29 protein-coding genes are annotated in these 26,037 nt (G+C 75.8%); 22 read left to right on the top strand and 7 right to left on the bottom strand.

Going from position 1 to position 26,037, the window contains the following annotated elements; all coding sequences use genetic code 11:
* Positions 1-95 precede the first annotated feature (95 nt).
* Positions 96-986, bottom strand: a complete 891-nt coding sequence (locus AMOR_RS14670) for a DnaJ domain-containing protein (RefSeq protein WP_248352296.1) — start codon at positions 984-986, stop codon at positions 96-98.
* Positions 987-1,129: 143 nt separating this feature from the next.
* Between AMOR_RS14670 and AMOR_RS14665 the strand changes: the two genes are divergently transcribed.
* Positions 1,130-2,002 carry a glycosyltransferase family protein gene (locus AMOR_RS14665; RefSeq protein WP_248352295.1) on the top strand — a complete coding sequence of 291 codons (873 nt, stop codon included), beginning with the start codon at positions 1,130-1,132 and terminating at the stop codon, positions 2,000-2,002.
* On the opposite strand, the gene AMOR_RS14660 is transcribed toward AMOR_RS14665, so the two are convergent.
* A complete protein-coding gene (locus AMOR_RS14660) occupies positions 1,987-3,546 on the bottom strand; it encodes a tetratricopeptide repeat protein (protein WP_248352294.1) in 1,560 nt (519 codons plus the stop codon). The genes AMOR_RS14665 and AMOR_RS14660 overlap by 16 nt on opposite strands.
* A gap of 109 nt (positions 3,547-3,655) precedes the next feature.
* Here AMOR_RS14660 and AMOR_RS14655 point away from each other — a divergent pair, with 109 nt between their 5' ends.
* The 10 genes from AMOR_RS14655 to AMOR_RS14610 all read left to right on the top strand — a co-directional run bounded on the left by AMOR_RS14655 (position 3,656) and on the right by AMOR_RS14610 (position 14,138).
* Positions 3,656-4,459 (top strand): ATP-binding protein, encoded by an 804-nt coding sequence (locus AMOR_RS14655; protein WP_248352293.1) that lies wholly within the window; start codon positions 3,656-3,658, stop codon positions 4,457-4,459.
* A gap of 61 nt (positions 4,460-4,520) precedes the next feature.
* The gene (locus AMOR_RS14650) at positions 4,521-4,961 is read left to right on the top strand and encodes a hypothetical protein (protein ID WP_248352292.1); all 441 of its coding nucleotides are present in this window, start codon (positions 4,521-4,523) and stop codon (positions 4,959-4,961) included.
* Positions 4,958-5,389, top strand: coding sequence for a hypothetical protein (locus AMOR_RS14645; protein WP_248352291.1), 432 nt, complete (start codon positions 4,958-4,960; stop codon positions 5,387-5,389). The genes AMOR_RS14650 and AMOR_RS14645 overlap by 4 nt, the downstream gene beginning before the upstream one ends.
* A complete protein-coding gene (locus AMOR_RS14640) occupies positions 5,386-6,372 on the top strand; it encodes an NAD(P)H-quinone oxidoreductase (RefSeq protein ID WP_248352290.1) in 987 nt (328 codons plus the stop codon). The genes AMOR_RS14645 and AMOR_RS14640 overlap by 4 nt, the downstream gene beginning before the upstream one ends.
* Positions 6,373-6,455: 83 nt before the next feature.
* Entirely contained in the window at positions 6,456-7,514 is a 1,059-nt protein-coding gene (locus AMOR_RS14635; protein WP_248352289.1) for a pectinacetylesterase family protein, read from the top strand.
* Positions 7,515-7,564: 50 nt separating this feature from the next.
* A complete protein-coding gene (locus tag AMOR_RS14630; RefSeq protein ID WP_248352288.1) occupies positions 7,565-8,716 on the top strand; it encodes a glycosyltransferase family 4 protein in 1,152 nt (383 codons plus the stop codon).
* 68 nt (positions 8,717-8,784) lie between these two features.
* Complete coding sequence (locus AMOR_RS14625) at positions 8,785-10,257, top strand: lipopolysaccharide biosynthesis protein (RefSeq protein ID WP_248352287.1); 1,473 nt, start codon at positions 8,785-8,787, stop codon at positions 10,255-10,257.
* A gap of 59 nt (positions 10,258-10,316) precedes the next feature.
* Positions 10,317-12,011: a hypothetical protein gene (locus AMOR_RS14620; protein ID WP_248352286.1), complete on the top strand. Its 1,695-nt coding sequence runs from the start codon at positions 10,317-10,319 to the stop codon at positions 12,009-12,011.
* Positions 12,012-12,051: 40 nt separating this feature from the next.
* The gene (locus tag AMOR_RS14615; protein ID WP_248352285.1) at positions 12,052-13,839 is read left to right on the top strand and encodes an OPT/YSL family transporter; all 1,788 of its coding nucleotides are present in this window, start codon (positions 12,052-12,054) and stop codon (positions 13,837-13,839) included.
* The gene (locus AMOR_RS14610) at positions 13,836-14,138 is read left to right on the top strand and encodes a hypothetical protein (protein ID WP_248352284.1); all 303 of its coding nucleotides are present in this window, start codon (positions 13,836-13,838) and stop codon (positions 14,136-14,138) included. The genes AMOR_RS14615 and AMOR_RS14610 overlap by 4 nt, the downstream gene beginning before the upstream one ends.
* A 34-nt stretch (positions 14,139-14,172) precedes the next feature.
* On the opposite strand, the gene AMOR_RS14605 is transcribed toward AMOR_RS14610, so the two are convergent.
* A complete protein-coding gene (locus tag AMOR_RS14605) occupies positions 14,173-14,367 on the bottom strand; it encodes a hypothetical protein (RefSeq protein WP_248352283.1) in 195 nt (64 codons plus the stop codon).
* A gap of 191 nt (positions 14,368-14,558) precedes the next feature.
* Here AMOR_RS14605 and queF point away from each other — a divergent pair, with 191 nt between their 5' ends.
* From queF to AMOR_RS14590, 3 genes are all read left to right on the top strand, one after another.
* On the top strand, positions 14,559-14,927 hold the full coding sequence (queF, locus tag AMOR_RS14600) for a preQ(1) synthase (protein WP_248352282.1): 369 nt from the start codon (positions 14,559-14,561) through the stop codon (positions 14,925-14,927).
* A 157-nt stretch (positions 14,928-15,084) separates the two neighbouring features.
* Positions 15,085-16,242, top strand: coding sequence for a glycosyltransferase family 4 protein (locus AMOR_RS14595; protein ID WP_248352281.1), 1,158 nt, complete (start codon positions 15,085-15,087; stop codon positions 16,240-16,242).
* A gap of 147 nt (positions 16,243-16,389) precedes the next feature.
* A complete protein-coding gene (locus AMOR_RS14590; RefSeq protein WP_248352280.1) occupies positions 16,390-18,312 on the top strand; it encodes a serine/threonine-protein kinase in 1,923 nt (640 codons plus the stop codon).
* Between the two features lie 4 nt (positions 18,313-18,316).
* On the opposite strand, the gene AMOR_RS14585 is transcribed toward AMOR_RS14590, so the two are convergent.
* The gene (locus AMOR_RS14585; protein ID WP_248352279.1) at positions 18,317-19,207 is read right to left on the bottom strand and encodes a class I SAM-dependent methyltransferase; all 891 of its coding nucleotides are present in this window, start codon (positions 19,205-19,207) and stop codon (positions 18,317-18,319) included.
* Between the two features lie 138 nt (positions 19,208-19,345).
* On the opposite strand from AMOR_RS14585, the gene AMOR_RS14580 reads away from it, so the two are divergent.
* On the top strand, positions 19,346-20,896 hold the full coding sequence (locus tag AMOR_RS14580) for a leucyl aminopeptidase (protein ID WP_248352278.1): 1,551 nt from the start codon (positions 19,346-19,348) through the stop codon (positions 20,894-20,896).
* Between the two features lie 10 nt (positions 20,897-20,906).
* Here the strand turns inward: AMOR_RS14580 and AMOR_RS14575 are convergent, their stop codons facing one another.
* Positions 20,907-21,206: a putative signal transducing protein gene (locus AMOR_RS14575; protein WP_248352277.1), complete on the bottom strand. Its 300-nt coding sequence runs from the start codon at positions 21,204-21,206 to the stop codon at positions 20,907-20,909.
* 157 nt (positions 21,207-21,363) lie between these two features.
* Between AMOR_RS14575 and AMOR_RS14570 the strand changes: the two genes are divergently transcribed.
* The 7 genes from AMOR_RS14570 (at position 21,364) to AMOR_RS14545 (ending at position 25,163) form a co-directional block, all read left to right on the top strand.
* A complete protein-coding gene (locus AMOR_RS14570; RefSeq protein ID WP_248352276.1) occupies positions 21,364-21,885 on the top strand; it encodes an inorganic diphosphatase in 522 nt (173 codons plus the stop codon).
* A gap of 160 nt (positions 21,886-22,045) precedes the next feature.
* Positions 22,046-22,447: a bacteriohemerythrin gene (locus tag AMOR_RS14565; protein ID WP_248352275.1), complete on the top strand. Its 402-nt coding sequence runs from the start codon at positions 22,046-22,048 to the stop codon at positions 22,445-22,447.
* 67 nt (positions 22,448-22,514) lie between these two features.
* The gene (locus AMOR_RS14560) at positions 22,515-23,618 is read left to right on the top strand and encodes an arginase family protein (RefSeq protein WP_248362461.1); all 1,104 of its coding nucleotides are present in this window, start codon (positions 22,515-22,517) and stop codon (positions 23,616-23,618) included.
* A gap of 84 nt (positions 23,619-23,702) precedes the next feature.
* A complete protein-coding gene (locus tag AMOR_RS14555; RefSeq protein WP_248362459.1) occupies positions 23,703-23,873 on the top strand; it encodes a hypothetical protein in 171 nt (56 codons plus the stop codon).
* Positions 23,858-24,514, top strand: a complete 657-nt coding sequence (locus AMOR_RS14550) for a helix-turn-helix domain-containing protein (protein WP_248362457.1) — start codon at positions 23,858-23,860, stop codon at positions 24,512-24,514. Before AMOR_RS14555 ends, AMOR_RS14550 begins: the two co-directional genes overlap by 16 nt.
* Positions 24,515-24,533: 19 nt before the next feature.
* Positions 24,534-24,665 (top strand): hypothetical protein, encoded by a 132-nt coding sequence (locus tag AMOR_RS29655; protein WP_256468132.1) that lies wholly within the window; start codon positions 24,534-24,536, stop codon positions 24,663-24,665.
* 21 nt (positions 24,666-24,686) lie between these two features.
* Positions 24,687-25,163 (top strand): hypothetical protein, encoded by a 477-nt coding sequence (locus AMOR_RS14545; RefSeq protein WP_248362455.1) that lies wholly within the window; start codon positions 24,687-24,689, stop codon positions 25,161-25,163.
* Here AMOR_RS14545 and AMOR_RS14540 read toward each other — a convergent pair.
* On the bottom strand, positions 25,150-25,590 hold the full coding sequence (locus AMOR_RS14540; protein WP_248362453.1) for a DMT family transporter: 441 nt from the start codon (positions 25,588-25,590) through the stop codon (positions 25,150-25,152). The genes AMOR_RS14545 and AMOR_RS14540 overlap by 14 nt on opposite strands.
* Positions 25,591-25,728: 138 nt before the next feature.
* The gene (locus AMOR_RS14535) at positions 25,729-26,031 is read right to left on the bottom strand and encodes a hypothetical protein (RefSeq protein ID WP_248362451.1); all 303 of its coding nucleotides are present in this window, start codon (positions 26,029-26,031) and stop codon (positions 25,729-25,731) included.
* Between the last annotated feature and the right edge of the window lie 6 nt (positions 26,032-26,037).

Raw genomic sequence — 26,037 nt, 5'->3', positions numbered from 1 at the left:
AGCGGATCGGGCGGGACGGCGGGCCGCCGTCCGGAAGCGACGGGTTGACGCAGGGAGAATGCGGGGGCCGACGGAGGGCTGCGTCGGGCGACCTGCTACTCCCGCCAGCGCGCGTTGTGCCGCGCGATGCGTACGCGGATCGCGTCGATCTCCTCGGCGTCGAGGAGGCCCCGCTCCACGAACCAGGCCCCGATGCGCTGCTGCTGCCGGAGCTGCCGCCCCAGGAGCGCGAGGAGCTGGAACGAGGTCAGGTACCCGAGCCGCACCGCGAACTCGCCGAACGGGATCCGCTGGGCGGCGGCGGCGCGCCGGCGCTCGAGGATCGCGGCGACGTCCTCGGGCGCGAGGAAGCCCCAGTCCACGGCGATGCGCCCGATCGCGGGGCGCTGGCAGCGCTGCCAGGAGAGCGCCTCGACGAGCGCCGTCCAGGGCACGCGGCCGGAGTAGTAGAGGTACTCGGCGAACCGGAGCCGGCGCCGGGGGAGCTCGGGCGCGGGGACGCGGGGCGACGGTGCTGCGGCGGCGCGTGGCGCGGCCCGCACCTGCTCCGCTCGTGGTGAGCCCGTCCAGCCGCGAGCGGCTGCAGCGGGCCGCCCTTCCCCCGGACCCGTCGGAGGGTGGGGGCGGACGGGCCCCGCGGGTCCCGCGCGAGCGGCGCGGGGCGCAGGGGCGGGCCTCCGCGGCGGGGCGGCCGGCGGGGGCGGGGCGGCGCGCTCGCGCGGCGCGACCGGCGCGGGCAGCGGCCCGGCGCGCAGCGCGGAGAGCACGCGGTACGCCTCGGCGACCCTCCGGAACTCGCGCGAGAGATCGGACTCGGTCCGGCCGACGGCGCGGGCGCGGTCCGGGTGCGTCTCGAGCGCCCTCCGCCGGTAGGTCGTCTTGAGCTCGGCGCGCCAGCCCTGGCCGTCGGGCGCGAACCGCGGGCCGAACAGCACCCGGCCCGCGGCGATCACGTCCTCGAGGGTCAGCTCCTCGGTCTTCGCCACGGATCCTCTTCGCCGGGGGGCCGATAGCGCCCGGTACCGCCCAGCTTCGCGCGGGCTGCGCGGCCCCGCCACTTTTCGGGCGCGGTCCCGGCGGACCCGCCCCGCGTGGCCGGCGCGGCGCGACTCTGCTACTCCTCTCCGGCATGAAGGTCGGCGGCTTCACCTTCGTGCGCAACGCGATCCGCTTCGACTACCCGATCGTCGAGGCGATCCAGTCGATCCTCCCGCTGTGCGACGAGCTGGTGGTCGCCGTCGGCAAGTCCGAGGACGACACGCTCGGGCTCATCCGGGGGATCGCGTCGCCGAAGCTCCGCGTCGTCGAGACGGTGTGGGACGACTCGCTCCGCGAGGGCGGCCGGGTCCTCGCGGTCGAGACGGACAAGGCGTTCGCCGCGCTCTCGCCCGACGTCGACTGGGCGCTGTACATCCAGGGCGACGAGGTCCTGCACGAGGCCGGCCTCCCCGCGGTCGAGGCCGCGATGCGGCGCCACCTCGACGACCGGCGCGTGGACGGGCTGCTGTTCGACTGGCTCCACTTCTACGGATCGTACGACTACGTCGCGGAGGCGACCCGGTGGTACCGCCGCGAGGTGCGGGTGATCCGCCGCGACCCGGCGATCTTCTCGTACCGCGACGCGCAGGGCTTCCGGCGGCGGCCGAACGAGAAGCTCCGCGTGAAGCCGTCCGGCGGGACGATCCATCACTACGGCTACGTGCGCCCCCCGAAGGCGATGCAGGACAAGGTCCGCTCCTTCAACCGGCTCTGGCACGACGATTCATGGCTCGAGCGGAACGTCTCCTCCGCCGACGCGTTCGACTACGGGCAGGTCGATGCGGTGAGGCGGTTCGAAGGCACGCACCCGGAGGTCATGCGCCGCCGCATCGCCGCGATGAACTGGACGTTCGACCGCGATCTCTCGAGGAACCGCTGGTCGGGGAAGGATCGCCTGAAGCTCGCCGTCGAGCGGCTCACGGGGTGGCGCCCCGGCGAGTACAAGAACTACCGGCTCGTCTGACCGAGCCGAACCGTGAGCGTCGTCCAGATCGGCGCGGGCCGCCCGGACGCGTCCGCGCCCGGCGCCCACTCGCACCGGCCCACCGCGGCGACGACCGCCGCCAGCACCGGCTCCGGGAGCGGCGCGAGCGGGTGCACGAGGCGAGGCGCTCCGGCCCCGTCCACCGCGACCCGCACCGTGGCGCTCACGTTCGCCGTCCGGTACTCTGGTGGGACCTCGAGCGCGCGCTCGACGCACTCCGGGTCGCGGAGCGCGGGACGGAGCCAGCCGGGCCCGGCGAGCGCCGGCGCCGGCCCCGGGGGCGCGGGCTCGAACGCGTAGCGGACGAGGTACGGCCCGGAGAGCCCGTCCGCGGCCACCGGGAACTCCCACGCCGCGATCTGCTCGAGCAGGCACGCCTCGAGCTCCGCGTCCGCGGGGAGCGCGGCCGCCTTCGCGTCGGCGACGTGCCCGTCCCCGTCCACGAGGAACACCGCATCGACCTCGACCGGCCCCGGTACGGCGCGCGGCGACGCGTAGCACTGCCCGAGGAGGGCGCGGCGCGTCTCGACGAGGAGCTCGACCGCGGGATCGGCGGGGCCGTCGGGCCGCGCAGCGCCGTTCACGCCGAGGCGCACGCGGAGCGCGGGCGGCACCGCCGCCTGCAGCGACGCGGGCGGCCGGCGCGCCTCCTCGAGCGTCCGCTTCGGGCCCCCCGCGACGGCCGCGAGGTCGCCCGGGTGGAAGCCGCCCGCGCCCGTGATGCCGAGCGCGAAGCTGCCCCGGTCCTCGACGAGCCGGGAGCCCGGCGTGCGGGGTTCCGGCGGCGGCGGCTTCTCGTTCGACGCGAGGCACGCCGGGACCACGCCGGCGCCGCAGGCGCGGGCTTCGAGGGCGGCGGCCGACAGGTCCGGCGCGACCTCGGGCCGCTCGGCGACGAGCAGCGCGAGGCGGTGACAGCCGAGGGCGAGGCCCGACGCGCACGCGCTGCGGTACGCGCGCCCGGCGCCGGGGAGGTCGCGGGTCGCGAGGCGGCCCGCCTCCATCGCCGTCGCGAGGTTCAGGCACCCCTCCGGCACGCCCGCCTCGCAGGCGGTCCGGAACAGCCGGACGGCGCGGAGCCCCGGCGGCTCGTCGGCGCGGCCGGGGACGCCGGGGTCCACGCCGGCGCCCTCGACGAGCAGCGCCCCCTGGTTGGAGCAGGCGAGGGCGGCGCCCGCCTCGCAGGCGCGGCGGGAGAGCGCCGCGGCCCGGGCGTCGCTCTGCGGCAGCGCGCGGCCGAGCGCATAGAGGACTCCGAGGTCGCCGCACGCCGCCGGATCGCCCATCTCGCAGGCCCGGGTGGCGAGGGCGGCGCCGAGCCGGTCGTCGCGCGGGGCCCCGTCGCCGAGGAGCCGGACCCGCGCGAGCGCGCGGCAGTCCGCGGCGAACCCGCGGGCGCAGCGGGCGTCGAGCGCTGCCGCGTCAGCAGCGGGCGCCGCGCCGTGGGGCCCGGGGCCGGCGGCGGTGGCGCCGGCGCAGCCGGCGGAGAGGGCGAGCAGGAGGGCGAGGGGGCGAGCGCGCATGGGACGTACCGACCGACGGTCTAGCATGGATCCACCGCCCCCTACCCCCTCCCGGGAAACGTCCGCTGACTTCTCCCCGGTGCCGCGAACGTGCGATAACCGCGCGCCCATGATCCGGAAGATCGTCCAGATCGACGAGTCGAAGTGCGACGGCTGCGGCCAGTGCATCCCGTCCTGCGCCGAGGGGGCGATCGCCCTCGTGAACGGGAAGGCCCGCCTCTCCTCCGACGTCCTCTGCGACGGCCTCGGCGCGTGCCTCGGCGAGTGCCCGCAGGGCGCCATCGCCGTGATCGAGCGGGACGCCCCCGCCTTCGACGAGGCGGCGGTCGCGGCCCACCTCGCGAAGGACCGCCCCGGCGCCGCGCCTCACGCGCCGGTCGCAGCGCCCGCGGCGCCGGCTCGCCCCCGCCTCTCGGTGCTCGGCGGCGGCGGCGCGCCCGCGGGCGGCGGCTGCCCCGGCTCGCGGTCCCAGGTCCTCCCGCGCCGCGGCCTGTCGGTCGTCGGCGGCCCCGGCCCGGGCCCCGGCCTCCCGCCGGCCGGCGCGGAGAGCCGGCTCGGCCAGTGGCCGGTCCAGCTGCACCTCGTGCCGGTCACCGCGCCGTACTTCGAGGGCGCCGACCTGCTCGTCGCTGCGGACTGCGTGCCGTTCGCGTACGCGCGCTTCCACGAGGACTTCCTCGCCGGCCGCGCGATCGTCATCGGCTGCCCGAAGCTCGATGACAACGCCTTCTACGCCCAGAAGCTCGGCGCGATCCTCTCCCGCTCCGACGTGCGGAGCGTCACGGTCGTGCGGATGGAGGTGCCGTGCTGCGGCGGCATCTCCATGGCGGCTCGGCAGGGGATCGCCGCCTCCGGCAAGGCGATCCCGCTCGACGACGTGGTGATCGGCGTCGACGGCGCGCGGCGAGGGTAGGCGTCGCGCGACGTGGACGGCGCGCCCTGGGCGGGCCATGATCCGCCCAGGGGGCCGCACCATGGGCGCACCGCGCGACGATCTCAGGCTGCTCTCGATCTTCCACTACATCCTCTCCGGGCTCACGGCGCTCTTCTCGCTGTTCCCGCTCCTCCACGTGGGGATCGGGATCGCGATGCTCGCGGGCGCGCTCGATGGCCCGGGGGGCGGCCGGGGGAACGCGCCCCCGCCGATCATCGGGTGGATGTTCATCGTCATCGGAGCCGCGGTGATCGTCGGCGGTCTCGGGTTCGCGGTGATGCTCTTCCTCGCGGCCCGCTTCCTCCGCGCCCAGCGGCACTGGATCTTCGTCCTGGTCGTCGCCGCGCTCTCCTGTGCCTTCATGCCGTTCGGCACGGTCCTCGGCGTCTTCACGATCGTCACGCTCACGCGACCGGAGGTGAAGGCGCTGTTCCAGGGCGCCGCGCCGGCGCCGGTCTCGCCCCCGAACGCCTGGTCGTGACCGCCCGGATCCTCCTCTTCGCCCTCGAGGACCTGCGGGCCCGCTTCGGCGCGGCCGTCACGCCGGGTGCGGACCCGCGCCACGACACCGGCCCTTTCCGCGCCTTCCGCGCCGCGCTCCTCGATCGTGCCGCGCACGCGGCGAGCGCGCCGGCCGAGGTCTCCATGTGGTGGGAGGGGACGTACAACGGCTACTTCCTCGCGGTCGCCGCCGAGCCCGCCGCCGCGCTCGCCGCCCTCGACCCGGCGCCGGTCTGTCCGGCGGACGCCGAGAGGGTCGCGCCCCCGCGCGCGGACCGGTATCCTCTCGCCCTCGTCGAGCCGGGGCGCGCCGTGGTGGCGCGCGACGCGGACGGCGCGACCTACGAGGCGCCCTTCGGCGCGAGCACCGGCCACTTCGGGGCGCCGGGCATGCGGAGGATCCCATGAAGGCGGTCGTGTTCGGCGGCAAGGGCGGTCCCGAGATCATCGCGATCCGCGAGCTGCCGGATCCCGTCCCGGCGCGCGGCGAGGTGCTGGTCCGCGTCCGCGCGGCGGCGCTGAACCGGGCCGATCTGCTGCAGCGCCGCGGGCTCTACCCGCCGCCCCCCGGCACGCGCGAGGACGTCCCCGGCCTCGAGCTCGCGGGCGAGGTGCAGGGCGTCGGCGAGGGCGTCACGGCGTGGAAGCCCGGCGACCGGGTGATGTGCATCACCGCCGGCGAGGCGCAGGCGGAGCTCTGCCTCGTCCACGAGCGGATGCTCATGCGCATCCCCGACGGCCTCTCGTTCCAGGACGCGGGCGCGATCCCGGAGGCCGGCATCACCTCGCACGACGCCCTCTTCACCCTCGGTGCCCTCCGCCCGGGCTGGCCGGTGCTCGTGCACGCGGTCGGCTCCGGCGTGTCCACCGCGGCGGTTCAGATCGCGAAGGCCGCCGGCGCGACCGTCATCGGGACCTCCCGGACCGCCGAGAAGCTCGAGCGCGCGAAGGCGCTCGGGCTCGACCACGGGATCCTCGTGGGCAAGGAGGAGCCGCGGTTCGCCGACGAGGTGAAGCGGCTCACCGGCAAGCGCGGCTGCCCGGTCATCCTGGACTTCGTGGGCGGGCCGTACGCGGCGGAGAACCTCGCCGCGCTCGCGCCGGGCGGGCGCATCGTCGTCATCGGGACGATGGGCGGCGCGAAGCCGACCGTCGACCTCTCGCTCCTGATGAGGGCCCGGGGCAGCATCGTCGGGACCGTGCTCCGCCCGCGGCCCCTCGAGGAGAAGATCGCCGCGACGCAGTCGTTCGCCCGCGACGTCCTCCCCCTCGTCGCGGCGGGGAAGGTGAAGCCGGTCGTGGACGCAGTGCTGCCCGCGGACCGCGCCCGCGAGGCGCACGAGCGGATGGAGAAGAACGAGAGCTTCGGGAAGCTGGTCCTGACGTTCTAGCGGGCGCCCCCCGTCACCGTCTCCGCCATGACGGGACGGCCTGCCTGCTGCGGCGACGGCAGGGCGTCCCCAACGTCTCCGCCATGGCCCGCCGCGTCGTCGTCGCCGCCGCCGTCCTCGCCCTCGCCGCGCTGCTCGCCTGCGGAGGCGGGGGCGGGGGCGGGCACGCGGGTGGCCCCGGCCCGGACCTCCCCCGAAACGTCTGGACCTGGGTGGACGTCCCCGGCGCCGTCTGCAGCGACGGGTCCGGCACCGGGATCGCGGTGAACCGCGGGACGGACGACGCCGAGGTCGTCGTCTTCCTCGACGGGGGCGGCGCCTGCTGGGACCTGCTCACGTGCTTCACCTTCAAGACCGCGAACCCCGGCCCGTTCGCGCGACCCCAGTTCGAGGCGCGCATCGCGAAGGCGCCCGGAACCATCCTGGATCGCGCGCTCCCCGGGAACCCGTACCGCGACGCCACGTTCGTGTTCGTCCCTTACTGCACCGGCGACGTGCACTGGGGAGACGCCGTCCAGCGCTACCCCGGCTCCCCCGCCGCGTACCACCACGCCGGGCGAACGAACCTCGCCGCGGACCTCGACCTGCTCGAGGCGAGCCTCCCCGCGCCGGCGAAGGTGGTCGTCTCGGGCGCGAGCGGCGGCGGGTTCGGGTCGCTCCTCGCCTTCGACGACGCCAAGCAGCGGTGGCCGTCGGCGCGGGGATACCTGGTGGACGACTCCGGCCCGCCGTTCGTGAAGGACGACATCTCGCCCGCGATCCGCGCCGCCTGGTTCGCGGCCTGGCGGCTCGATCGGACGCTGCTGCCGCTCTGCCCGGAGTGCGCGACGGACCTCTCCCAGCTGTTCCCGACCCTGTCGCGGAAGTACCCGGGCGAGCGGCTCGCGCTCCTCTCGTCGACGCAGGACAGCGTGATCCGCGCCTTCACGCTGCTCGGCCCGTCGGAGTTCGAGAGCGCGATCCTGCGGCTCGCGACGGACGTCGTGAATCCCCTCCCGACGGCGCGGACCTTCCTCGTGCCCGGAGACACCCACACGATGGTCGGCCATCCGGTGGACTTCACGGCGGGTGGCGTACCGCTCGTCGAGTGGCTCCGGCGCCAGGTCGAGGACGACCCGGCCTGGGCGGCCGAGGGGCCGTAGCCCGCGCGGGCGAGTCGCCGCCCCACCGGACGAACCCTACCTTCGCGCCGATGCGCCTCCTGTACCTGCACTACGGCCCGCAGTCCGGCGTCACCGCGTCCACCTCCGCCGCGCTGTCCGCCGCGGGCGTCGATGTCGTGCACGCGAACCCCGCCGCGGGCTTCCTCTACCAGCTCCGGCCCGGCCACCGGCTCCCGCTGCCGAACGCGCGGCCGGCGGTGCTCCGCGGGGTCGCCGAGGCGGTCCGCGCCCACGGCCGGAGCTGGAAGGCCTACTACCTCCACACCCTCTTCGCGTTCGACCACCTCTCCGAGCGCGCCGGCGAGGCGATCCGCCGGGCGCGCCCGGACGCGGTCCTCCAGGCGGGCGTCCTCTTCGCGCCGGGGCGCTGGCCCGAGGTGCCGTACCACCTGTACCTGGACCACACCTGGGCGATCGCGGAGCGGTACCTGCCCGCGCCCGGGCTCCCGCCGCCGGTGCCGTACGATCCCGCGTGGCGCGCGCGCGAGCAGGCCGTCTACCGTGGGGCTGCCGCGATCTTCACCATGAGCGAGGTCGTCCGGTCCTCGCTCCGCGACGACTACGGCGTCGACCCGGAGCGGGTCCACGTCGTGGGCGCGGGGCCGAACGTCGAGCCGGAGCCCTCGGAGCTCGGGCTCGCGCGGGACCCGGCGATCCTCTTCGTCGGCAAGAACTTCGTCCCGAAGGGCGGCCCGGCCCTCCTCGAGGCGTTCGAGCGCATCCGGCGCGATCACCCCTCCGCCCGCCTCCACCTCGTGTCCTCGTCCGCGCCCGCCGCGCTCCCGGAGGGCGCCACCTTCCACGGCCTCCTCGGCCGCGAGGGGCTCGCTCGCCTGTACGCGACCGCGTCGGTGTTCGCGCTCCCGACGCTCCGCGAGGCGTTCGGCCTGGTGCTCCTCGAGGCGATGGCGTTCGCGCTCCCCGTCGTGGCGAGCCGGATCGAGTCGATCCCGGAGATCGTCCAGGACGGCGAGACCGGGCACCTCGTGGCGCCCGCGGACCCCGCCGCCCTGGCGCGCGGGATCTCGGAGCTGCTCGCCGACCCGGGCCGGGCGCGCCGGATGGGCGCCGCCGGACGCGCCCGCGTCGTCGCGCGCTTCGGCTGGGACCGCGCCGCCGCGCGGATGCTCGAGGTGATGCGCCCCCGCCGGAGCGCGGGGACCGCCGCCCGGGCCGGCTAGGCGGACCCGTTGAGATTCTTCCCCCGCCGCGGGCCGTCCGCGGACGCATCGTTTCCGCGGAGGGACCGTTGGCCGACTCGATCCTCGCCCGCGCACGACCGCTCATGCTGGCCCGCCTCGCCGGAGCCGCGCTCACCTTCGCCGTCCCGATGGTGCTCGCGCGCACGCTCGTCCCCGCCTCGTACGGAACGTTCAAGCAGGGGTGGCTGCTGTCGCAGACCCTCGCGCTCGTCCTGCCGATGGGCCTCACGCAGAGCCTCTACTACTTCGTCCCGCGCGAGCCGGAGCGCCGGGATCGCTACGTGTCCGAGACGCTCTGGATCACCCTCGCGCTCGGCGCCGTCGCCGCCGCGCTCGTCCTCGCGGCGCGCCCGCTCGTGCAGCGCGGGTTCGACAACGCCGAGCTCACGCGGAACCTGCCGTGGGTGGCCGCGTTCACGGGGCTCTACCTCGCGGGCGCCGCCCTCGACGTCGCGTGGAACGCGCAGGGGCGGGTCGGCTCGGCGGCGCTCGCCCGCGTCGGCACGGAGGTGGCGCGCGCCCTCGGCATGGTCATCGGCGCGCGCCTCACCGGAAGCGTCGTCGGCGTCTTCGCCGGCATCACCGCCGCGACGTTCCTCCGCGCCGCCGTCACGGTGTGGGTCCTCGGCCGCCGCCACGGCTTCGCCTTCGACCTCGCGGTGCTCCGGCGCCAGGCGGCGTACGCGCTGCCGTTCGGGGCGGCGTTCCTGCTCATCGTCCCTCAGCAGCAGTACCACCAGTACGCCGTCGCGGCGGCGGTGAGCGCGGCGGCGTTCGCCGTGTACTCCGTCGGGACCTTCCAGCTCCCCATCATCGACATCCTCTACACGCCGGTGTCGGAGCTCCTGCAGATCAGCCTCGCGGAGCAGGAGGGCGCGGGGCGCCCGCCGCGCGCGGGGCTCGCCCTGTTCCACGAGGCGGTGCTCCAGCTCTCCTTCGCCTTCGTGCCGCTCATGGGGCTCCTCCTCGTCGCCGCGCCGGCGCTGATCGGCTTCCTGTTCTCGCCGCGCTACGCCGGCGCCGTCCCGATCTTCCGGCTGGCCGTCCTCCAGGTCGCGCTCGCCGCGCTCCCGCTCGACGGCGTCATGCGGGCGCGCGCGCAGAACCGGTTCATGCTGGTGCTCTCCGGGTTCAAGCTGGCCGCGACCGTCGCGCTCGTGACCGCCGGGCTCGCGCTGAGAGGCCCGGCGGGCGCGCTCGGCGGCTGGATCCTCGCGGAGGCGATCTCGCGGGTCGTGATGCTCGCCCGTGCGGCGCGCCTCTTCGAGGCGCGGCTCCGGGCGGTGCTCCCGTTCCGTGCCCTCGCGCGGCAGGCGATCGCGACCGCCGTCGCCATGCCCGTCGCGTGGCTCGCCTGCCAGGCCTCCGGCCCGGCGTTCCTCCGCCTGGCGGCCTGCGGGATCGCGTTCGCCGCGGGGTACCTCGGCCTCTCGTGGGCGCGGGGCTGGCTGCCGGCGGGATGGGTCGGCCTCTTCCGGGCGCGCCGCGCTCGCCCCGCGCCCGCGGCCACGGAGACGTGACGGGGCGCTCCCCGTCGCCGGAGTCGCCCGATCGCGGCGGCGGTGCCATTTCGCTGGTGATGCGGCGCCCGGACCGGCTGCTCGCCGCCCTCGCGGGCGCCCTCGCCGCGGTGACGCTCGCGCGGCTCCCGGCGGCGTGGGAGAGCGGCAACGCGCTGAACCACGTCTCCGGCGCGTGGATGGCCCTCGCGGACGACCTCGCCCGGGGCACGCTGTACCGGCCGCTGCACGATCCCGCGCTCGGCTTCGGCGGCACCCGGTTCTTCCCGCTCGCGTTCGCGCTGCACGCCGGGCTCGTCCGGCTCGGGGCGCCGCTCCTCCCCGCCGGGCTCGCGCTCTCGCTCGGCGCGGGCGCGCTCCTCGCCGTCGCCGCGTGGGCGCTCCTCCGGCGGCTCGGGCTCGCGCGGGTCCCCGCCGCGGCGTTCGCCGTCCTCGCCGCCGCGGGGTTCGCCGGCCAGCACGCGCTCGCGGCGGTGCGCGGCGATCTCCTCGCGGTCGCGCTGGAGGCCGCCGGGCTCGCGCTCGTCGCCGGCGCGCCGGGCCCGCGGCGGCTCGCGGGCGCGGCCGGAGCGCTCGTGCTCGCGTTCGCGGCGAAGCCGACCGCGCTCACGGCGGCGGCAGCCGCCGCGACCTACCTCGCGGTGCTCGGGCGCCGGCGGGCGGCGCTCGCCCTCGCGGCCGCCGTCGCCGCGGGGTCGGCGGCGGTGGTCCTCGCCACCGACGCGCTCTCCTCGGGCCGGTTCCTCGCGATCCTCGTCGCGTGCGCCGCGGGCGGGGCGGGCGCGGGCGACCTCGCGCGGAGCCCGCTCCGGCTCGCCCACCTCTTCGCCGTCGAGGACCGCGGCGGGGCCGTCCTCGTCGCGGCGGCGCTCGTCGCGCTCGTGCTCTCCGCCCGGCGCATGCTCCGCCCGGCGGGCGGGCCCCGGCTCGACCCGGGCGATCCCCGGCTCCTGCCCGCGCTCTGGGTCGGCGCCGCGCTCGCCGGCGCGCTCGCGATCTTCGCGTCGCCGGGCACCGGCGTGAACCACCTCCTGGAGCTCGAGGCCGCGAGCGCCGTCCTCCTCGGCGCGTGCGCGACGACGCCCGGCCTCGCCGGCGCCGCCGCCCGGGCCGGCGCGCCCGTCGCCGCGCTCGCGGGGGTCCTCGTCGCGCTCTCGACCTGGACGACGGACCGGGCGGTCTCCCGCCTCGCGGAGATCCGCGGCGTGCTCGCGTCCGCGCCCGCGCCGCTCGTCTCGGAGGATCCCCTCGTCCCGCTCCTCGCCGGCGCCACGCCGCTCGTCCAGGACCCGTGGATGCTCCGGCTCGTCTCCGAGCGCGACGAGGGGATGGCGCGCCCGCTCCTCGAGGCGCTGCGCGCCCGCCGGCCCGCGGCGGTGATCCTCTTCCGCGATCTCGCGGACCCCGGCGCGGACGCCTGGTACGCCCGCGGCGACCTCGGGCCGGCGGTGGTCGCCGAGGTCCGGCGCGGGTACCGCCTCGCGCGGCGGGTCGGGCGGTACTTCGTGTACGTCCCGGCGGACCCGGCGCGCGCCCCCGCCGCGCCGCGGCTCGCGGAGGCCTCGGGCGCGGCCGCCCCGGAGGCGCGCGCGGCGGTCGCGCGCTCCGCGGCGAAGGCGATGGCGGTGCCGAACGCACACCCGGTCCCCGATCGCCGGCCGGCGACCCCGCCCGCCCCCGCCGCTCCACCCGCCCGCTCGCCCGCCACCCCCCGCGCCACCACGACGCGCGTGGTGGTCCGGCCCGCCCTTTGAGTGGGCCGCCGCGGGGCGCCCGGGTTACAGTCCGCCCCGCATGCGCGACCTCTCCCAGCCCGTCCACGAGACCCCGGCCCCCGCCCCCGCGCCGGCCCCGCACCGAGAGCTGACGCTGCGCGCGGTCCTCGTCGCGATGTGCGTCGCGGCGCTGATGGGCGCGGCGGAGCCGACGGTCGTGCTCCGGATCGGCTACGGGCCGAACATGTCCGTGGTCTCCGCGTTCCTCGGCTTCATCGCGATCTCGCTCGTCGGCCTCGTGACGCGGGTCCGCGCGACGCGCTGGGAGAACAACCTCGTCCAGACCGCCGGCACCGCGGCCGGGTCGGGCGTCGGCTTCATGGCCGTCGTCCTCGCGGCCATCGACATGCTGAACGCCCGCGGCCTCCTGAATCTCCACCTCAGCCCGCTGCAGATCTTCGCCTGGCTCGCGCCGTCGGGCCTCCTCGGCGTGCTCCTCGCGGTGCCGCTGCGGAAGCACTACATCGACCAGGAGAACCTCCCGTTCGCGGACGGGACCGCGGCGGGCGAGACCCTCCTCGTCCTCGATCAGGGCCCGAAGCAGGCGGGGCCCCGCGTCGCCGCCCTCGGCGTCGGGGGCGCCGTGTCGGCGCTGTTCGTGCTCCTCCGGCAGCACTTCTCGTGGATGCCGCGGTGGACGTGGCTCAAGGACGAGATCGCCTTCACCTTCATCACGCCGCACGCGGAGGCTCTCCGGGTCGGCTCCGAGCTCGGCGTCCTCTCGCTCGGCGCCGGGCTCCTCGTCGGCCTGCGCATCACCCTCTCGATGGCCATCGGCCTCGTGCTCGCGTGGATCGTCGCGCCGGGGCCGCTCTTCCGCGCGGGGCTCGTCCCCGAGCTCACGTTCAACGCCGTGCTGCAGCGGTGGATCATGTGGCCCGCCACCGGGCTCATGGTCGCCGGCGGCCTCGCCGCGCTCGCCCTCAAGTGGAAGGTCATCGCGAAGACGTTCCAGGGCCTCTCCGGGAAGGAGGCGAAGGACGGTGGCGACTTCCCGATGCGCTGGGTGGTTTGGGGCGTCGTCGCCTGCGGGACCGTCCTCGCCGTCGTGCAGCACGTGTCGCTCGGGTTCCCGATCTGGCTCACGCTCGTCTCCATCGGCCTGTCGATCATCCTGATGCTCGTGGGCATCCGGGTCCTCGGCGAGACGAACTGGGCGCCGATCAGCGCCATGGCGAACGTGATGCAGGCGGTGTTCGCGGTGATCGCGCCCGGCCACGTCCCGATCAACATGATCGGCTCGGGGATGAGCGGCTCCGTCGCGGCGAACGGCGAGCACCTCATGCAGGACTACCGGGCCGGCAAGATCGTGGGCTCGACGAACCGGAACCTCACCTACCTGCAGCTCATCGGCGTCCCCATCGGCGCAGCCGCCGTCGCCTTCGCCTACCCGGCGCTCAAGGCCAAGTACGGCGTCGGCGGCGAGGGCGGGCTCTCGTCGCCCATCAGCGTGAAGTGGGCGGGGTTCGCGGAGCTCCTCGCGAAGGGCTTCGGCGCGCTGCCGCCGAGCGCGCTCTGGGCGCTCGTGATCGCGCTCGTCGTCGGCGTGATCCTGACGTTGCTCGAGGCGAGCCCGCGCTACGGGAGGTTCGTCCCGTCGCCGACCGCGATCGGCCTCGGCATGCTCATCCCCGGGTTCGCCATCGTCCCCATGGTGATCGGCGGCATCGTCCAGGACCTCTGGAAGCGCCTCTCGCCCCGCACCGAGGACGTCTACAACACGCCGCTCGCGTCCGGGTTCATCACCGGCGAGGCGCTGGTGCTCCTCATCCTCGCCCTCGCCTCGGCGCGGCAGCTCTTCCAGTGAACGGCGGCGGAGATCCCATCACGCGGGAGCGAGCGCGCGCCGTCGCGGCGCGCAAGGTGTTGCCGTGGGTGGTCGCGAGCGCGCTCGGCGCCGCCGCGCTCGTCAAGGTGGCGGGGGCGACCTGGGGCGGTGCCGCGGGCGTGCTCGGCGCGGGCGTCCTGCTCGCGGTGTTCGTGTCGACGCTCGCGGTGGCGCGGTGCCCGGAGTGCGGAAGGCGACTCCCCCGCCCGGGCGCGGAGCCTGCCGCGGCCGGCGGGGGAGCGAGGCTGAAGGGGTGCGCCCGCTGCGGCGCGGCGTGAAGGGGGGACGCGCGCGCCGCAGGAGCGCTGGCGATCAGCGAACGAACTCGACGTGCGGGCTCAGGTGGCGCGCGAGCGGCGAGCGGGTGAGCAGCGTGAGGGCGCGCTCGAGCTTCTTGTCGCCCATCCCCGGAACCGCCTCGTAGGCGGCGGAGATCAGATCGCCGAGCGTCGTCACGATGCGCTTCGAGGCCTTCTTCATCGAACGGCGGTGGGCCCTCGTCGTCATGCTCCCTCCGAAGTGCGGTCTTGCCGACCAGCAGTAGCAATACTCTTGCCTTCCAGCCATGGCCGGCGTTACAGGGGCTTGGCGCGCGCGCCGCGACCGGAACCTGTAAAGCTTTCAGTCGCAGGCCGGAAAACCCGACAGCCCTGGTCAGGGAGCGATCGCCTCCCACGACTCGAAAGATCTACCGATTCATGCCGACGAAGCCCTCTCGTGAGTTGCAGACGTTCCCGAACCCGAAACCTGACCGCCCCTTCGTCATCGCGATGGAGTGCCCGGAATTCACCTGCGTCTGCCCGATGACCGGTCAGCCGGACTTCGCGACGATCCGCCTCCGCTACGTGCCGGCCGAGCGCTGCGTGGAGCTGAAGAGCTTGAAGCTCTACCTGTGGAGCTTCCGCGACGAGGGCACGTTCCACGAGGCGGTGACGAACCGGATCTGCGACGACCTCGTGGCCGCGCTGTCGCCGCGCTGGATCGAGGTGGTGGGTGACTTCGCGGTCCGCGGCGGCATCCACACCGTCGTCACCGCCCGTCACGGCCAGCGCCCGCCGGACGTCTGACGGACCGACCGTCCGTGGCGCGGACCCGCTCGCCACGCCGCCCGATCCCACGCCCGACGCCTGAGGGACCAAGCCACCCGCCCGGTCCCTCGGACGCCCCAGACCGGCTTCCCCTTCACCCGCCCGGACCTCACCTTGAGCCCGAGGGGGAACGGGGATGCGGGGGCGACCACTCTCGATCGCGTACGTCCACTACGGCGCCCAGAGCGGCGTGACGGCGGCCGTGTCCGACGCGCTCGCTCGCCGCGGGCACGACGTCCAGCTCGTGACGCCGACCGGCGGGCTCGAGCCCAGGGACCCGGCGACGCGCCGCCTGAGGCCGATGCCGGCGGTCGCGCTCCACCTCGCGCTCGCCGCGGCGCGCTTCGGCCGCCTCGCGCTGAGGCACCGCTGGAACACGACGTATGCCTGGGATCACCACGCCAGGCGCGCGGGCGAGCTGCTCGCGACGCTCCGGCCCACCCCGGATCTCGTCCTGCAGAACGGGGCGCTCTTCGCGCCCGGGCTGCCGCCGCGCCTCCCCTACGCGCTGCTCCTCGATCACACCCGCGCCCTCGCCATGCGCAGCCCGCCGTGGCCCCGGGCCGGCCTCGAGCCGCCGCCGGACTACGGCGCCCGCTGGCGGGCGCGCGAGGCCGCGGTGTACCGGGGCGCGCGGCTCCTCGCGACGTTCTCCGAGAACGTCGCCCGCTCGCTCGTCGCCGACTACGGGGTGGACCCCGCGCGCATCGCGGTGGTCGGCGCGGGGGCGAACGTCTTCCCGGCCGCCGCGCCGCGCCTCGACGACGGACGGACCGTCCTGTTCGTCGGGAAGGACTTCGAGCGGAAGGGCGGGCGGATCCTCCTCGACGCGTTCGTGCGGCTCCGCAGCTCCGTGCCGAAGGCGCGGCTGCTCGTCGCCGGACCCGCCGTGCTGCCGCCGCTTCCGGAGGGCGCGTTCCACATCGGCCCGGTGGCGTTCGACGAGCTCCCCGACCTCCTGGCGCAGGCGACGGTGTTCGCGCTCCCCACGCTCCGCGAGCCGTTCGGCATCGCGTACCTCGACGCGATGGCGTGCGCGGTGCCGTGCGTCGGAACGCGGATCGAGGCGGTCCCGGAGATCGTCCAGGACGGCGAGACCGGGCTCCTCGTCCCGCCGGGCGACGCGGTGGCGCTCGCCTGCGCGCTCGAGCGGCTGCTCGACGATCCGCTCCGGGCGAGGGCGATGGGCGCCCGCGGCCGGGCGCGGGTCGCCGGCCGCTTCCTCTGGAGCCACGCCGCGGACCGGCTCGAGCGCGCCCTCCAGCGCGCCGTCGGTCGGGGCGCGGCCGCGTAGCCGACCGGACGCGCGGTCCGCATGCGCACCGTGCATGCGCGCACCGTGCGTGCGCGCCGGACGGGGTAGGCGCGGGTGGGCAGGCGGCGCTGTCCCACGTGTCGGGCAGCCTGCCCGGAGCGAAGGCAGGTTAGAATCCGCCCCCGCGTGCCCGAGCCCGCCCCCTCGTACACCACCTTCGAGCCCCAGCTGCTCGTCGGGACGACCCTCGACGGACGGTACGAGCTCGTCTCGCACCTCGCGACGGGCGGCATGGGCGCGGTGTTCCGCGCGCGGCACGTCCACCTCCGCAAGGAGGTCGCGGTGAAGGTGCTCCGCAGCGATCTCTCGTCCACGCCCGAGATCGTCGAGCGCTTCCGCCGCGAGGCGGAGATCGCGAGCGCGCTCGAGCACGAGAACATCGTGCGCGTCACCGACTTCGGCCGGAGCGCGGAGGGTCACCTCTTCCTCGTCATGGAGCTGCTCGCGGGCGAGAGCCTGTTCGACCGCCTCCGTCGCGAGAGCTTCCTCGCGCCCGAGGACGCGGTGCCGATCCTGTGGCAGGTCTGCTCGGGGCTCGAGGCCGCCCACGCCATGGGCGTGGTGCACCGCGATCTCAAGCCCGAGAACGTGTTCCTCGCGCGCACCGCCTCCGGCCGCGAGGTCACGAAGATCCTGGACTTCGGGATCTGCAAGATCGCGGACCCGGCGAGCGGCAGCGCCACGCAGGCGGGGATGGTGGTGGGGACGCCGGAGTACCTCTCGCCGGAGCAGGCGATGGGCGGCGCCGTGGACGCGCGCTCGGACCTGTACACCGTCGGTCTCATCGCCTGGCGGATGCTCGCCGGCCGCCATCCCTTCAAGGCCGACGACGCGCGCGGGCTGCTCATGATGCAGGCGACGAAGCCGCTGCCGCCGCTCACCGAGCCGCGGCCCGACCTCGCCGCGTGGCCCGGGCTCGTCGCCATCGTGGGGCGCGCGTGCGCGAAGGACCCCGCGCACCGGCCCGCGAGCGCGGCCGCGCTCCGGGACGACCTGGCCGCCGCGCTCGGCCCCGCGTTCGAGCTGCCGGCCGGCGCCACGCCGGCGCCACCCCTCGCCCTCTCGCCGGTGCCGATCTCGGCGTCCGCGGCGTCCCACGCGAGCAGCGCGCTCGGCGGCCCCGCCGCGACGCAGGAGCTCGGCGCCGCGCCTGCGGGCGCGACGCCCTCGCGCTCCGGCCCTTCCTGGTCGCTCGCACGGGCCCTGGACGCCGCGCGGGTGCGGGGCGCCGCCGCCCGCGCAGCGGCCGCCGCCGCGGAGGGCGCCCGCCGTGCCGTGGCGCTCGCGCGGGCCCGGCCGCTCGTCGTCGCCGCCGCCGTCGCGGCGCTCGCGCTGGCCGCCGGGGCCGGCGCCTTGCACGCGTGGAGGACGGGCCGGATGGCCGGGGAGATCCGCGACCTGCTCGCCGCGAACCGCGCCGCGGAGGCTCGCGCCACCGCCGACGCCGCGCTGCGCCGCCGCCCCGGGGACGCCGAGCTGCTCCTGCTCCGCGCCCGCGCGCTCCAGCGCACCGGGCAGTGGGCCGCCGCCGTCGACGCGTACGAGGCGGCGCAGCGCGTGGCGCCGCTCGACGGCGCGGCGCTCGACGACCTCGCGTCCGACCTCGCCCGGGATCAGCGGCTCGCCGATCGCGCCGCGCGGCTGCTCCGCGACGCCGGCCCGGAGGCGGTGCCGCCGGTCGCCGCGGCGGCCGAGGCGACCCCGGGCGTCTCCCGGCTCCGCGCGCTCACGCTGCTCCGCGACCTCGGCGCGGAGGAGAAGGTCGACCGCACGCGCCTCTACGCCGCGCTCCTCGGCGACACCGACTGCGAGCTGCGGCGCGCCGCGGCCCACCGCCTCGGCGAGCTCGGCGATCCCGCGGCGCTGCCGCGCCTCCGCGAGGCGGCCGGAGGCACGACCGTGAAGAAGGGTTTTCTCGGGATGACGAGCCGCGAGCGCTCGTGCGGCGCCGCCGAGGCGGACGAGGCGGTCCGCCGGATCGAGGCGGCGCGGGTCCCGGCGCCGGCGGCGCACCCCGCCGCCCCGCGGCCCGGCCGCGCGAAGCCCTGAGCGTCTATCCGGCCCTCGGGCGCGGCGGCTCCGGCGGCTCCGGCGCGGCGCCCGCGTCGAGGTCCGGCGGCGCCTCCGCGAGGTGCCCGTGCAGCACCGCCGTCGCCGCGGCGCGCGCGACCGGCCCGGCGGAGAGGATCGCGAGATCGGCGGCGCAGAGCGCGTTCGCGAGGACGCGGCGGGCCAGCGGCGCCGCCTCGTAGCCGCGCGGCACGACGAACCGGTTCAGGCGGCCGAGCAGACCGAAGCCGCGCACCGTGAGGTCGGGCACGACGCGGCGGATCAGGTCGAGCTCCGCGTCGAGGAGCGGCCGCTCCCCCGGGGTCGCGTCGATCGCGATGGGCAGCGCCTCGCGGAGCCGGCGCAGCGCCGGGAAGCGGTTCACCGGCTCGGCGAAGACGAAGCGCGCCCCGGGCCGGGCGACGGCCGCGAGGCGGCCGAGGACCCTCGGCAGCTCCGGGAGGAGGTGGTGGAGGACGCCGTCGCCCCAGATCACGTCGAAGCTCCGGAGCGGGAGGTCGGCGGTCTCGATCGGCGCGCACACGAACCGGGGCTGGACCGGGACGCCGGTCGCCGCCGCCCGGCGCGCGGCGAGCTCCACGCTCCGTTGCGAGACGTCGATCCCGGTCACCCGGGCGCCGCGGAGCGCGAGCAGGATCGCGTTGTCGCCGAGCCCGCACCCGACGTCGAGGACCGCGAGCCCGTCCAGGGCGCCGAGGAGCCGGAACCGGTACTCCTTGTGGAACCAGAGCCGCGCCGAGGACCGGTACCGCGCGACCACCACCGGGTCGAGCGGGCGCGCCTCCTCCGGCGCGTGCGCGTCGAAGAACGCGGCCTCCTCGCGCCAGCGCGCCGCGCGGGCGGCGCCGTCGGTGAACGGCTCGGACGTGAGCATGGGGTTCCTCCGGGAGCGAGCGAGGCAGGGCTCGGGGTGAAGCCTCGTCGTGCGCGCGCGCGCCGGCAAGGACCCGCGCGCGGCAGCGGGTTTCGTGCTAGACGACGCTCTCCCACGGCTTTTTGGAGGTCGCTCACGATGGCGAAGGGCACGAACGGGATCGCGGTCCGGGCGTCGGGCGCCCCCGCGCTGGAGATCGACGCCGACCTGCTCGCGGTCCCCGTGTTCGAGGACGAGCTCCGCGGGGGCGGCACCGGACGGGTGAAGGCGCTGGACGCGGTCCTCGACGGGGCGGTCCGCGCGGCCACGCGGGCGGAGCGCTTCGAGGGGAAGGCGGGACAGGAGCTGCGCCTCGACACCCTCGGCAAGTCGGCCGCCGCGCGGGTGCTGCTCCTCGGCCTCGGCGCGCGGGCGAAGGCGTCCCAGGCATTCGCCGCGAGCGGATACGAGCCGCTCCGCGTCGCAGCCGGCCAGGCCGCGCGCGCGGCGGTGAAGGCCGGCGCGCGCACCCTGGCGGTCGCCGCGCCGGAGCTCGACGGGATCGACGCCGCGCTCGCGGCGCGCGCCATCGTCGAGGGCGCACTGCTCGGCGCCTACGCGTTCCGCCGCTACAAGACGGAGGAGAAGGAGCGCGCGCTCGCGACGGTCGTGGTGGGCGTGCCCGCCGCGGCCGAGGGCGCGCGCGCGGTGAAGGACGCGCTCGGGCTCGCGAAGGAGATCGCGGGCGCCGTCACCTGGGCGCGCGACCTCGTGAACCTCGGCCCGGCGGACTGCACGCCGACGATCCTCGCCGACGCCGCGACGGCGCTCGCGAAGGAGGCAGGGCTGCAGGTCGAGGTGCGCGGGCCGAAGGAGATCCAGGCGCTCGGGATGGGCATGTTCCTCGGCGTGACGCGCGGCTCGGTGGAGCCGCCGCGGCTCGTGCGCGTGAGCTGGGCGCCGCGCGGCGCGGCGGCGAAGAAGGCGCCGCTCGTCCTCGTCGGGAAGGCGATCACCTTCGACTCGGGCGGCCTCTCCCTCAAGCCCACCGAGAGCATGGTGACGATGAACACCGACATGGCCGGCAGCGCGGCGGTGCTCGGGACGATGCGGGTCATCGCCGCGCTCGAGCCGCCGTTCCCGGTGCACGCCGTGCTCGGCGCCTGCGAGAACATGCCGGGCGGCCGCGCGTACAAGCCTTCCGACGTGCTCGTGTCGTACGCGGGGAAGACCGTCGAGATCACCAACACCGACGCGGAGGGCAGGCTGGTCCTCGGCGACGTGCTCGCCTGGGCCGCCGAGACGCTCGCGCCCGCGGCGATGGTGGACGTCGCGACCCTGACCGGCGCGTGCATGGTCGCGCTCGGGATGACGACCGCCGGCCTCTTCGGCCCGGAGGGTCCGTTCGCGGACCAGGTGCTCGCGGCGGCGCGGTCCGCGGGCGAGGACGTCTGGCGGATGCCGATGACCGAGGCGCTGAAGGAGCAGCTCAAGAGCGATCGCGCCGACCTCAAGAACACGGGCGAGCGCTGGGGCGGGGCGATCGCCGCCGCCCACTTCCTGAATGCGTTCGTGAAGGACGTTCCCTGGGCGCACCTCGACATCGCGGGGCCGTCGCACGCGACGAAGGAGAAGGGCTACGTCGCGAAGGGCGGGACCGGGTTCGCGATCCGCACCCTCGTCGAGCTGGTCCGCCGGTTCGAGGCCTAGCGCCGGGCCACTACACGGCGCCGTCGTCCGGCGCCGGCGGGGCCGCCATCGCCTCCGTCTCGGCCTCGCCCTCGCCCGGGCCGGTCTGGTCGGGCGTGGCGAGGACCTCCTGGGCCCGCGCGAGCTCGTCCTGCGCCACGAGCAGGGCGAGCCCGCCGTTCGCGAACGCGACCGGCGGCAGCAGCGACGCGAGCGGGCGGTCCTGCACCACCGCCTCGATTCCCTCCGCCTCGAGCAGGCCCTTCGCGATCTCCGCCTCCGACAGCGTGTCGAACGTCGCGACCGGAACGAGATCCTGGTCCTCGAGCATGGCGGCCTCCTGCCCGATCCGTAACGGGCGGGTCCCATCTTCACACGCCCGTCCCACGCGCCGGGCGCCCGCCCCGTCGTTCCAGCGGGGCGACCCGGACGGGCCGGGGCCCGGGATCGCTTTGCCCGCGGCGGTGAGTCCGACAAGACACGACCAAATGGCCGCCGATCTCGCCCGCCTGCCCGCGCGCGACCCGCAGGGAAACGTGCGCGTGGTGATCGAGTCGCCGCGCGGCGCGGTCGTGAAGATCAAGTACGACACCGCGCTCGGCACGATGACGGTGTCGCGCCCGCTCCCGCTCGGCCTCTCGTACCCGTACGACTGGGGGTTCGTGCCGGGGACGCGCGCGCCCGACAACGATCCCGTCGATGCCCTCGTGTACTGGGACGTGCCCACCTTCCCCGGCGTGGTGGTGCCCTGCCGCGCCATCGGCGTGGTCCGGCTCGAGCAGGACTCGAAGACGAACGGGCGGGTGCGGAATGATCGCATCCTCGCGGTCCCGGTGAAGCACCCCCGCGGCGACGACGTGAAGAGGCCCGAGGATCTCCCGGCGCGCGTGCGCGAGGAGATCGCCCAGTTCTTCCTCTCGGCGATCTTCTTCGAGCCGAAGAACCCGCAGGTGCTCGGCTGGGGAGGGCCGGACGAGGCGGACCGGCTGGTGGACGCATCGCCGGGGTGACGCCGGAGCCGACGGACCTGATCCAGCGCAAGTTTCCGCCTGTCCTTTCCGCTACCTGGCGCGTCTTTCTCCCCGGAAGGGGCTTGCCCGTCCATGGCGGCCTGCGGACGTTGCGCGCTCGGGGGAGAGGAGCCCGGCCGCGGGCTCGCGAGGAGAATCGATGATCGCGTGGACGCCCGCGCTCGCCGTGGGGATCGAGGAGATCGACGCGCAGCACCAGGAGCTCTTCCGTCGCGCCGACCGGTTCGTGGCGAGCCTCGACGCCTCCTCGCGGCAGGACGTCGGCATCGTGCTCTCGTACCTCCGGCTCTACTGCGTCACGCACTTCGGCGCGGAGGAGGCGTGGATGCGCGAGGCCGGCTACCCGGACTACGAGGCGCACAAGGCCGAGCACGACGGGTTCGTCGAGGAGCTGCTCGAGATGTCCGCGGAGCACGAGCGGCGCAAGGGGCCGGGGCTCCAGCCGATGCGCGTCGGGGGCTTCATCCGGAGCTGGCTCGAGAACCACGTGTCCGGCACCGACAGGAAGCTCGCGAGGTTCCTGCTCGCGCAGAGCGCCTGAGGGGGGGCGGCGCCGGGAGCGGAGCGCGAGGCTGCGCCCGCCCCGGCGCCGGGCTAGTCTCCACGGAGTGAACCCCGTCGACACGCTCGCGCGCCTCCTCCGCCCGGCCGGCGGCGGCATCCACCTCGTCTCGACCGGCAAGGCCGAGCAGCTCGCGCTGCAGCGGCGGCTGTACGGCGCCTCGTCCGAGGCGGAGGTGCAGGCGCGCTGGCGCGCGGACCTCGCCGCTATCCGGAGCGCGCGGGGCGTCCTCCTCGGCATCCCCTCCGACGTGGGCGCCGGCTTCGAGCGCGGCGCGAACCTCGGGCCGTCGGCGATCCGCGCGCGGCTCCTCGCCGACGACCCGGGCCGGCGCGCCCGGGCGCGCGCGGCCGGGCTCGTGGACCTCGGCGACGTGCGGGTCGTGCCGCAGCTGCTGCACGACGAGATGCTGTCCGAGGCCCAGCTCGCCGCGACGCGGGCGGCGCTCCACCCCGACCTTCCGCCCGACGTCCGCGCCGCGCTCCCGGTCTCGCCGCTCTCGGTCGCCGAGCGGGCGCTCGCGCTCGTGCTCGCCGAGAACCCGCGCGTGAAGGTCTTCGCGCTGGGCGGCGATCACTCGACCGCGTGGCCCGTCGTGAAGGCCCTCGCCGGCGCGCGCCCGGGGCTCGGGATCGTGCAGATCGACGCGCACACCGACCTGCTCGCGGAGCGGCTCGGCGTCCGCTACTGCTTCGGCACGTGGTCGTATCATGCGAACGACCTCGTGGGCCGCGGCGGCCGCCTCGTGCAGGTGGGCACGCGCGCGTCGGGGCGGGACCGCGCGCACTGGGAGTCGACGCTCGGCGTCCGGCAGTTCTGGGCCGCCGACGTCGCGCGGGATCCGGCCGCCGCGCTGGACGCGATCGTCGGCCACGTGAAGGCGACCGGCGTCTCCGAGGTCTACTTCTCGAACGACATCGACGGCACCGACGCCGCGTTCGCCGACGCGACGGGCACGCCGGAGCCCGCCGGCCTCGAGCCCGCGTTCGTCTCGGCGCTGGTCGCGCGGCTCGGGGGCGAGGTCGGGCTCGCCGGCGGCGACGTCATGGAGGTCGCGCCGCACGTGGTGCGGAGCGCGGGCGGCGGGGAGCGGACGGTCGCGCTCGCCGCGCGGTACCTCGCCGAGACGATCGACGCCGCGCTCGGGTGAGGACCGTCCGGGCCGGAGCCGCGCCCCTTCGTCCGTCGCGACGGACGGGTTGACAGACTCTCCGCTTTAACGGATATTCCTCCCATGAGCGCGTCCGCCGCAGTCGTCGTCGACCTCGAGAGCTACCGCCGGGCCCGCCGGGCGAGCGCCGCCCCGGCGCCTCGTCCGATGCCGCGCCCCTCGATGGCGCTCGCGCCGGCGCCGCGCGTGGTGCCGGTGCTCGTCTGGTGGGTGCCGGTATGGCCCGTGGCCTGAAGCCGGACCGGCCCGAAGAGGGCGCCGCGCGGGCGCCGGCTGCCCGGCCGGGCGGATCCGCGGCCGGCGGCGAGGGGGACCTCACCGCGGTGGTCGGCGCGAACCTCCGCCGCCTCCGGATGCGCCGCGGCCTCTCCCTCGAGCGCCTCTCGCGCGCGTCCGGGGTCTCCCGGGCGATGCTCTCCCAGATCGAGCTCGGCCAGAGCGCGCCGTCCATCAACGTGGTCTGGAAGATCTCGAGCGCGCTCGACCTGCCGTTCTCCGCGCTCATCACCGGGCGCGCCGCCGGCGGCGAGGTGCAGGTGCTCCGGGCGAGCGACGCGAAGATCCTGACCAGCCAGGATCGGGCCTTCAGCTCGCGCGCGCTCTTCCCCTTCGACGCGCCGAGGCGGGTCGAGCTCTACGAGCTGCGGATCGCGCCGGGCACCGAGGAGCGGGCGGAGGCGCACCCGCCCGGCACGACCGAGAACCTGGTCGTGTCCCGGGGGACGGTGGAGATCGTCGTGGACGGCGAGCGCGCGCCGCTCGGCGCGGGCGACGCCATCCTCTTCCACGCCGACGTCCCGCATGCGTACCGGAACGTCTCGGACGCGGAGGCGGTGCTCTACCTCGTCATGACGTACGCGGAGACCATCGGGTAGCTCGCCGCCGAGCCCGTTCGTGGCTCGAGCGGCTCACGACGAGCGGCTCCACGCTCACGCGTTCGACATCGGCGACATCATCATCATCGGCATGCCGCCGCACGACATCATGGCGGGCATCCCCATCGCCATCATCGCCATCATCGCCTGACACCGCTCCTTCAGCATCTCCATGCTGGCGGCGTCCATCGGCATGATGGTGCAGGCCATCCCGTCCTTCGTCATCTCCATCGACATCCGGCACATCATCGGCATCGGCATCATCATCATGCCGCCGGGCATGCCCATCCCCGGCATCATGCCGGGCATCATTCCCTGCATCATCCCGGGCATCATCCCGCCCATGGGCATCGGCATCGGCATCATCGGCATGCCGCCCATGCCCATGCCCATCGGCATGGGCGCCATCATCGGCATGCCCATGGGCATGGACATCGGCATCGGCGCGGGGGACCCGGACATCATCGGCATGGACATGGGCATGGGCGTCATCGGCGTTCTCCTGCCCGCTCCGGAGGTCGCGGGCTCGATCCGGGCGGAGCATGGTGACGCGCGCCGGAGGCCGCGTGTCCCGAGCGGGGGCGCGGTCGCGCTTTCCTCCGCGACAGCGGACCGGCCTCCGCGCGTCCGCCGGATCAGCGGCGGATGAGCAGCACGGCGACGACGAGCAGCGCCGCGCCCGCGACGCGGGTTGCGCTGATCGGACGAACGGCGAGGCCGAACGCGCCCCACTGGTCGAGCAGCAGCGCGGCCGCCATCTGCCCGGCGACCGTGAGGACGAGCGTCGTCGCGACCCCGAGACGCGGCGTCAGGTACACCATCGACGTCACGTAGAACGCGCCGATGAGGCCGCCCGTCCAGGCCCACCCCGGCGCGCCGGCGAGCGACGCGCGCGCGGGCGGCGGCAGCCGGCCGACGAGGAGCCACGCCGCGAGCCCGGCGAGCCCCACCGAGAAGCTCACGAACGCCGCCCACTCGGGGCGGCCGGTGTACCGGCCGAGCGCGGCGTTCACGCCGGCCTGGACCGGGACGGTGGCGCCGGCCACGAGCGCGACGAGGACGAGGACGATCTCCAAGGCGTTCACCTCCGCATCCGGGAGCGACGGTTCTACCCGAACCCCGACGCCGCTCCGATCCCCGAAAGCACCGAGCCCCGGGATCCTCTCGGACCCGGGGCTCTTCGGGTGTCGGACGCTTCGCTCCGCGTTCGGGCGCTACACCTTCTCCGGCGCCTTCTTCGCGACAGGGGTCACGCCGAGGAGCGCGCCCACCGCCGCGCCGGCCGCCGCGCCGCCGACCGCGAAGAGCGAGCCGACCGCGGTGACGCCGAGGACCATCCCGAAGACGATGAGGACGCGCACCGCGATGGAGGCCGTGACCGGCGTCCCGAAGATGCCGCCCGCGAGGAGCACGCCCGCGTAGCCGCCGTAGAGGAGCGCCGGGAGGAGCGCGAGGGCGAGGAAGAGGGTGAGACCGACGCCGGCACCGATGAGAGCGGGGATCTTCTTGTTCGTCATGACCTG

Source organism: Anaeromyxobacter oryzae (assembly GCF_023169945.1).
GTDB classification, from domain to species: Bacteria; Myxococcota; Myxococcia; order Myxococcales; family Anaeromyxobacteraceae; genus Anaeromyxobacter; species Anaeromyxobacter oryzae.
Note: the sequence above shows the minus strand (reverse complement) of the source record. Positions and strands in the feature narration are given on the sequence as shown.

Excerpts from the sequence above, each read along its gene's own strand:
- AMOR_RS14650 (WP_248352292.1), top strand. The coding sequence starts at position 4,521 with ATGGGCGCACCGCGCGACGATCTCAGGCTGCTCTCGATCTTCCACTAC.
- AMOR_RS14545 (WP_248362455.1), top strand. The coding sequence starts at position 24,687 with ATGCTGGCGGCGTCCATCGGCATGATGGTGCAGGCCATCCCGTCCTTC.
- AMOR_RS14660 (WP_248352294.1), bottom strand. The coding sequence starts at position 3,546 with ATGCGCGCTCGCCCCCTCGCCCTCCTGCTCGCCCTCTCCGCCGGCTGC.
- AMOR_RS14575 (WP_248352277.1), bottom strand. The coding sequence starts at position 21,206 with ATGCTCGAGGACCAGGATCTCGTTCCGGTCGCGACGTTCGACACGCTG.
- AMOR_RS14665 (WP_248352295.1), top strand. The coding sequence starts at position 1,130 with ATGAAGGTCGGCGGCTTCACCTTCGTGCGCAACGCGATCCGCTTCGAC.
- AMOR_RS14550 (WP_248362457.1), top strand. The coding sequence starts at position 23,858 with ATGGCCCGTGGCCTGAAGCCGGACCGGCCCGAAGAGGGCGCCGCGCGG.
- AMOR_RS14580 (WP_248352278.1), top strand. The coding sequence starts at position 19,346 with ATGGCGAAGGGCACGAACGGGATCGCGGTCCGGGCGTCGGGCGCCCCC.
- AMOR_RS14555 (WP_248362459.1), top strand. The coding sequence starts at position 23,703 with ATGAGCGCGTCCGCCGCAGTCGTCGTCGACCTCGAGAGCTACCGCCGG.
- AMOR_RS14635 (WP_248352289.1), top strand. The coding sequence starts at position 6,456 with ATGGCCCGCCGCGTCGTCGTCGCCGCCGCCGTCCTCGCCCTCGCCGCG.
- AMOR_RS14605 (WP_248352283.1), bottom strand. The coding sequence starts at position 14,367 with ATGACGACGAGGGCCCACCGCCGTTCGATGAAGAAGGCCTCGAAGCGC.
- AMOR_RS14565 (WP_248352275.1), top strand. The coding sequence starts at position 22,046 with ATGATCGCGTGGACGCCCGCGCTCGCCGTGGGGATCGAGGAGATCGAC.
- AMOR_RS14630 (WP_248352288.1), top strand. The coding sequence starts at position 7,565 with ATGCGCCTCCTGTACCTGCACTACGGCCCGCAGTCCGGCGTCACCGCG.
- AMOR_RS14570 (WP_248352276.1), top strand. The coding sequence starts at position 21,364 with ATGGCCGCCGATCTCGCCCGCCTGCCCGCGCGCGACCCGCAGGGAAAC.
- AMOR_RS14640 (WP_248352290.1), top strand. The coding sequence starts at position 5,386 with ATGAAGGCGGTCGTGTTCGGCGGCAAGGGCGGTCCCGAGATCATCGCG.
- AMOR_RS14585 (WP_248352279.1), bottom strand. The coding sequence starts at position 19,207 with ATGCTCACGTCCGAGCCGTTCACCGACGGCGCCGCCCGCGCGGCGCGC.
- AMOR_RS14615 (WP_248352285.1), top strand. The coding sequence starts at position 12,052 with ATGCGCGACCTCTCCCAGCCCGTCCACGAGACCCCGGCCCCCGCCCCC.
- AMOR_RS14535 (WP_248362451.1), bottom strand. The coding sequence starts at position 26,031 with ATGACGAACAAGAAGATCCCCGCTCTCATCGGTGCCGGCGTCGGTCTC.
- AMOR_RS14595 (WP_248352281.1), top strand. The coding sequence starts at position 15,085 with ATGCGGGGGCGACCACTCTCGATCGCGTACGTCCACTACGGCGCCCAG.
- queF (WP_248352282.1), top strand. The coding sequence starts at position 14,559 with ATGCCGACGAAGCCCTCTCGTGAGTTGCAGACGTTCCCGAACCCGAAA.
- AMOR_RS14620 (WP_248352286.1), top strand. The coding sequence starts at position 10,317 with ATGCGGCGCCCGGACCGGCTGCTCGCCGCCCTCGCGGGCGCCCTCGCC.
- AMOR_RS14655 (WP_248352293.1), top strand. The coding sequence starts at position 3,656 with ATGATCCGGAAGATCGTCCAGATCGACGAGTCGAAGTGCGACGGCTGC.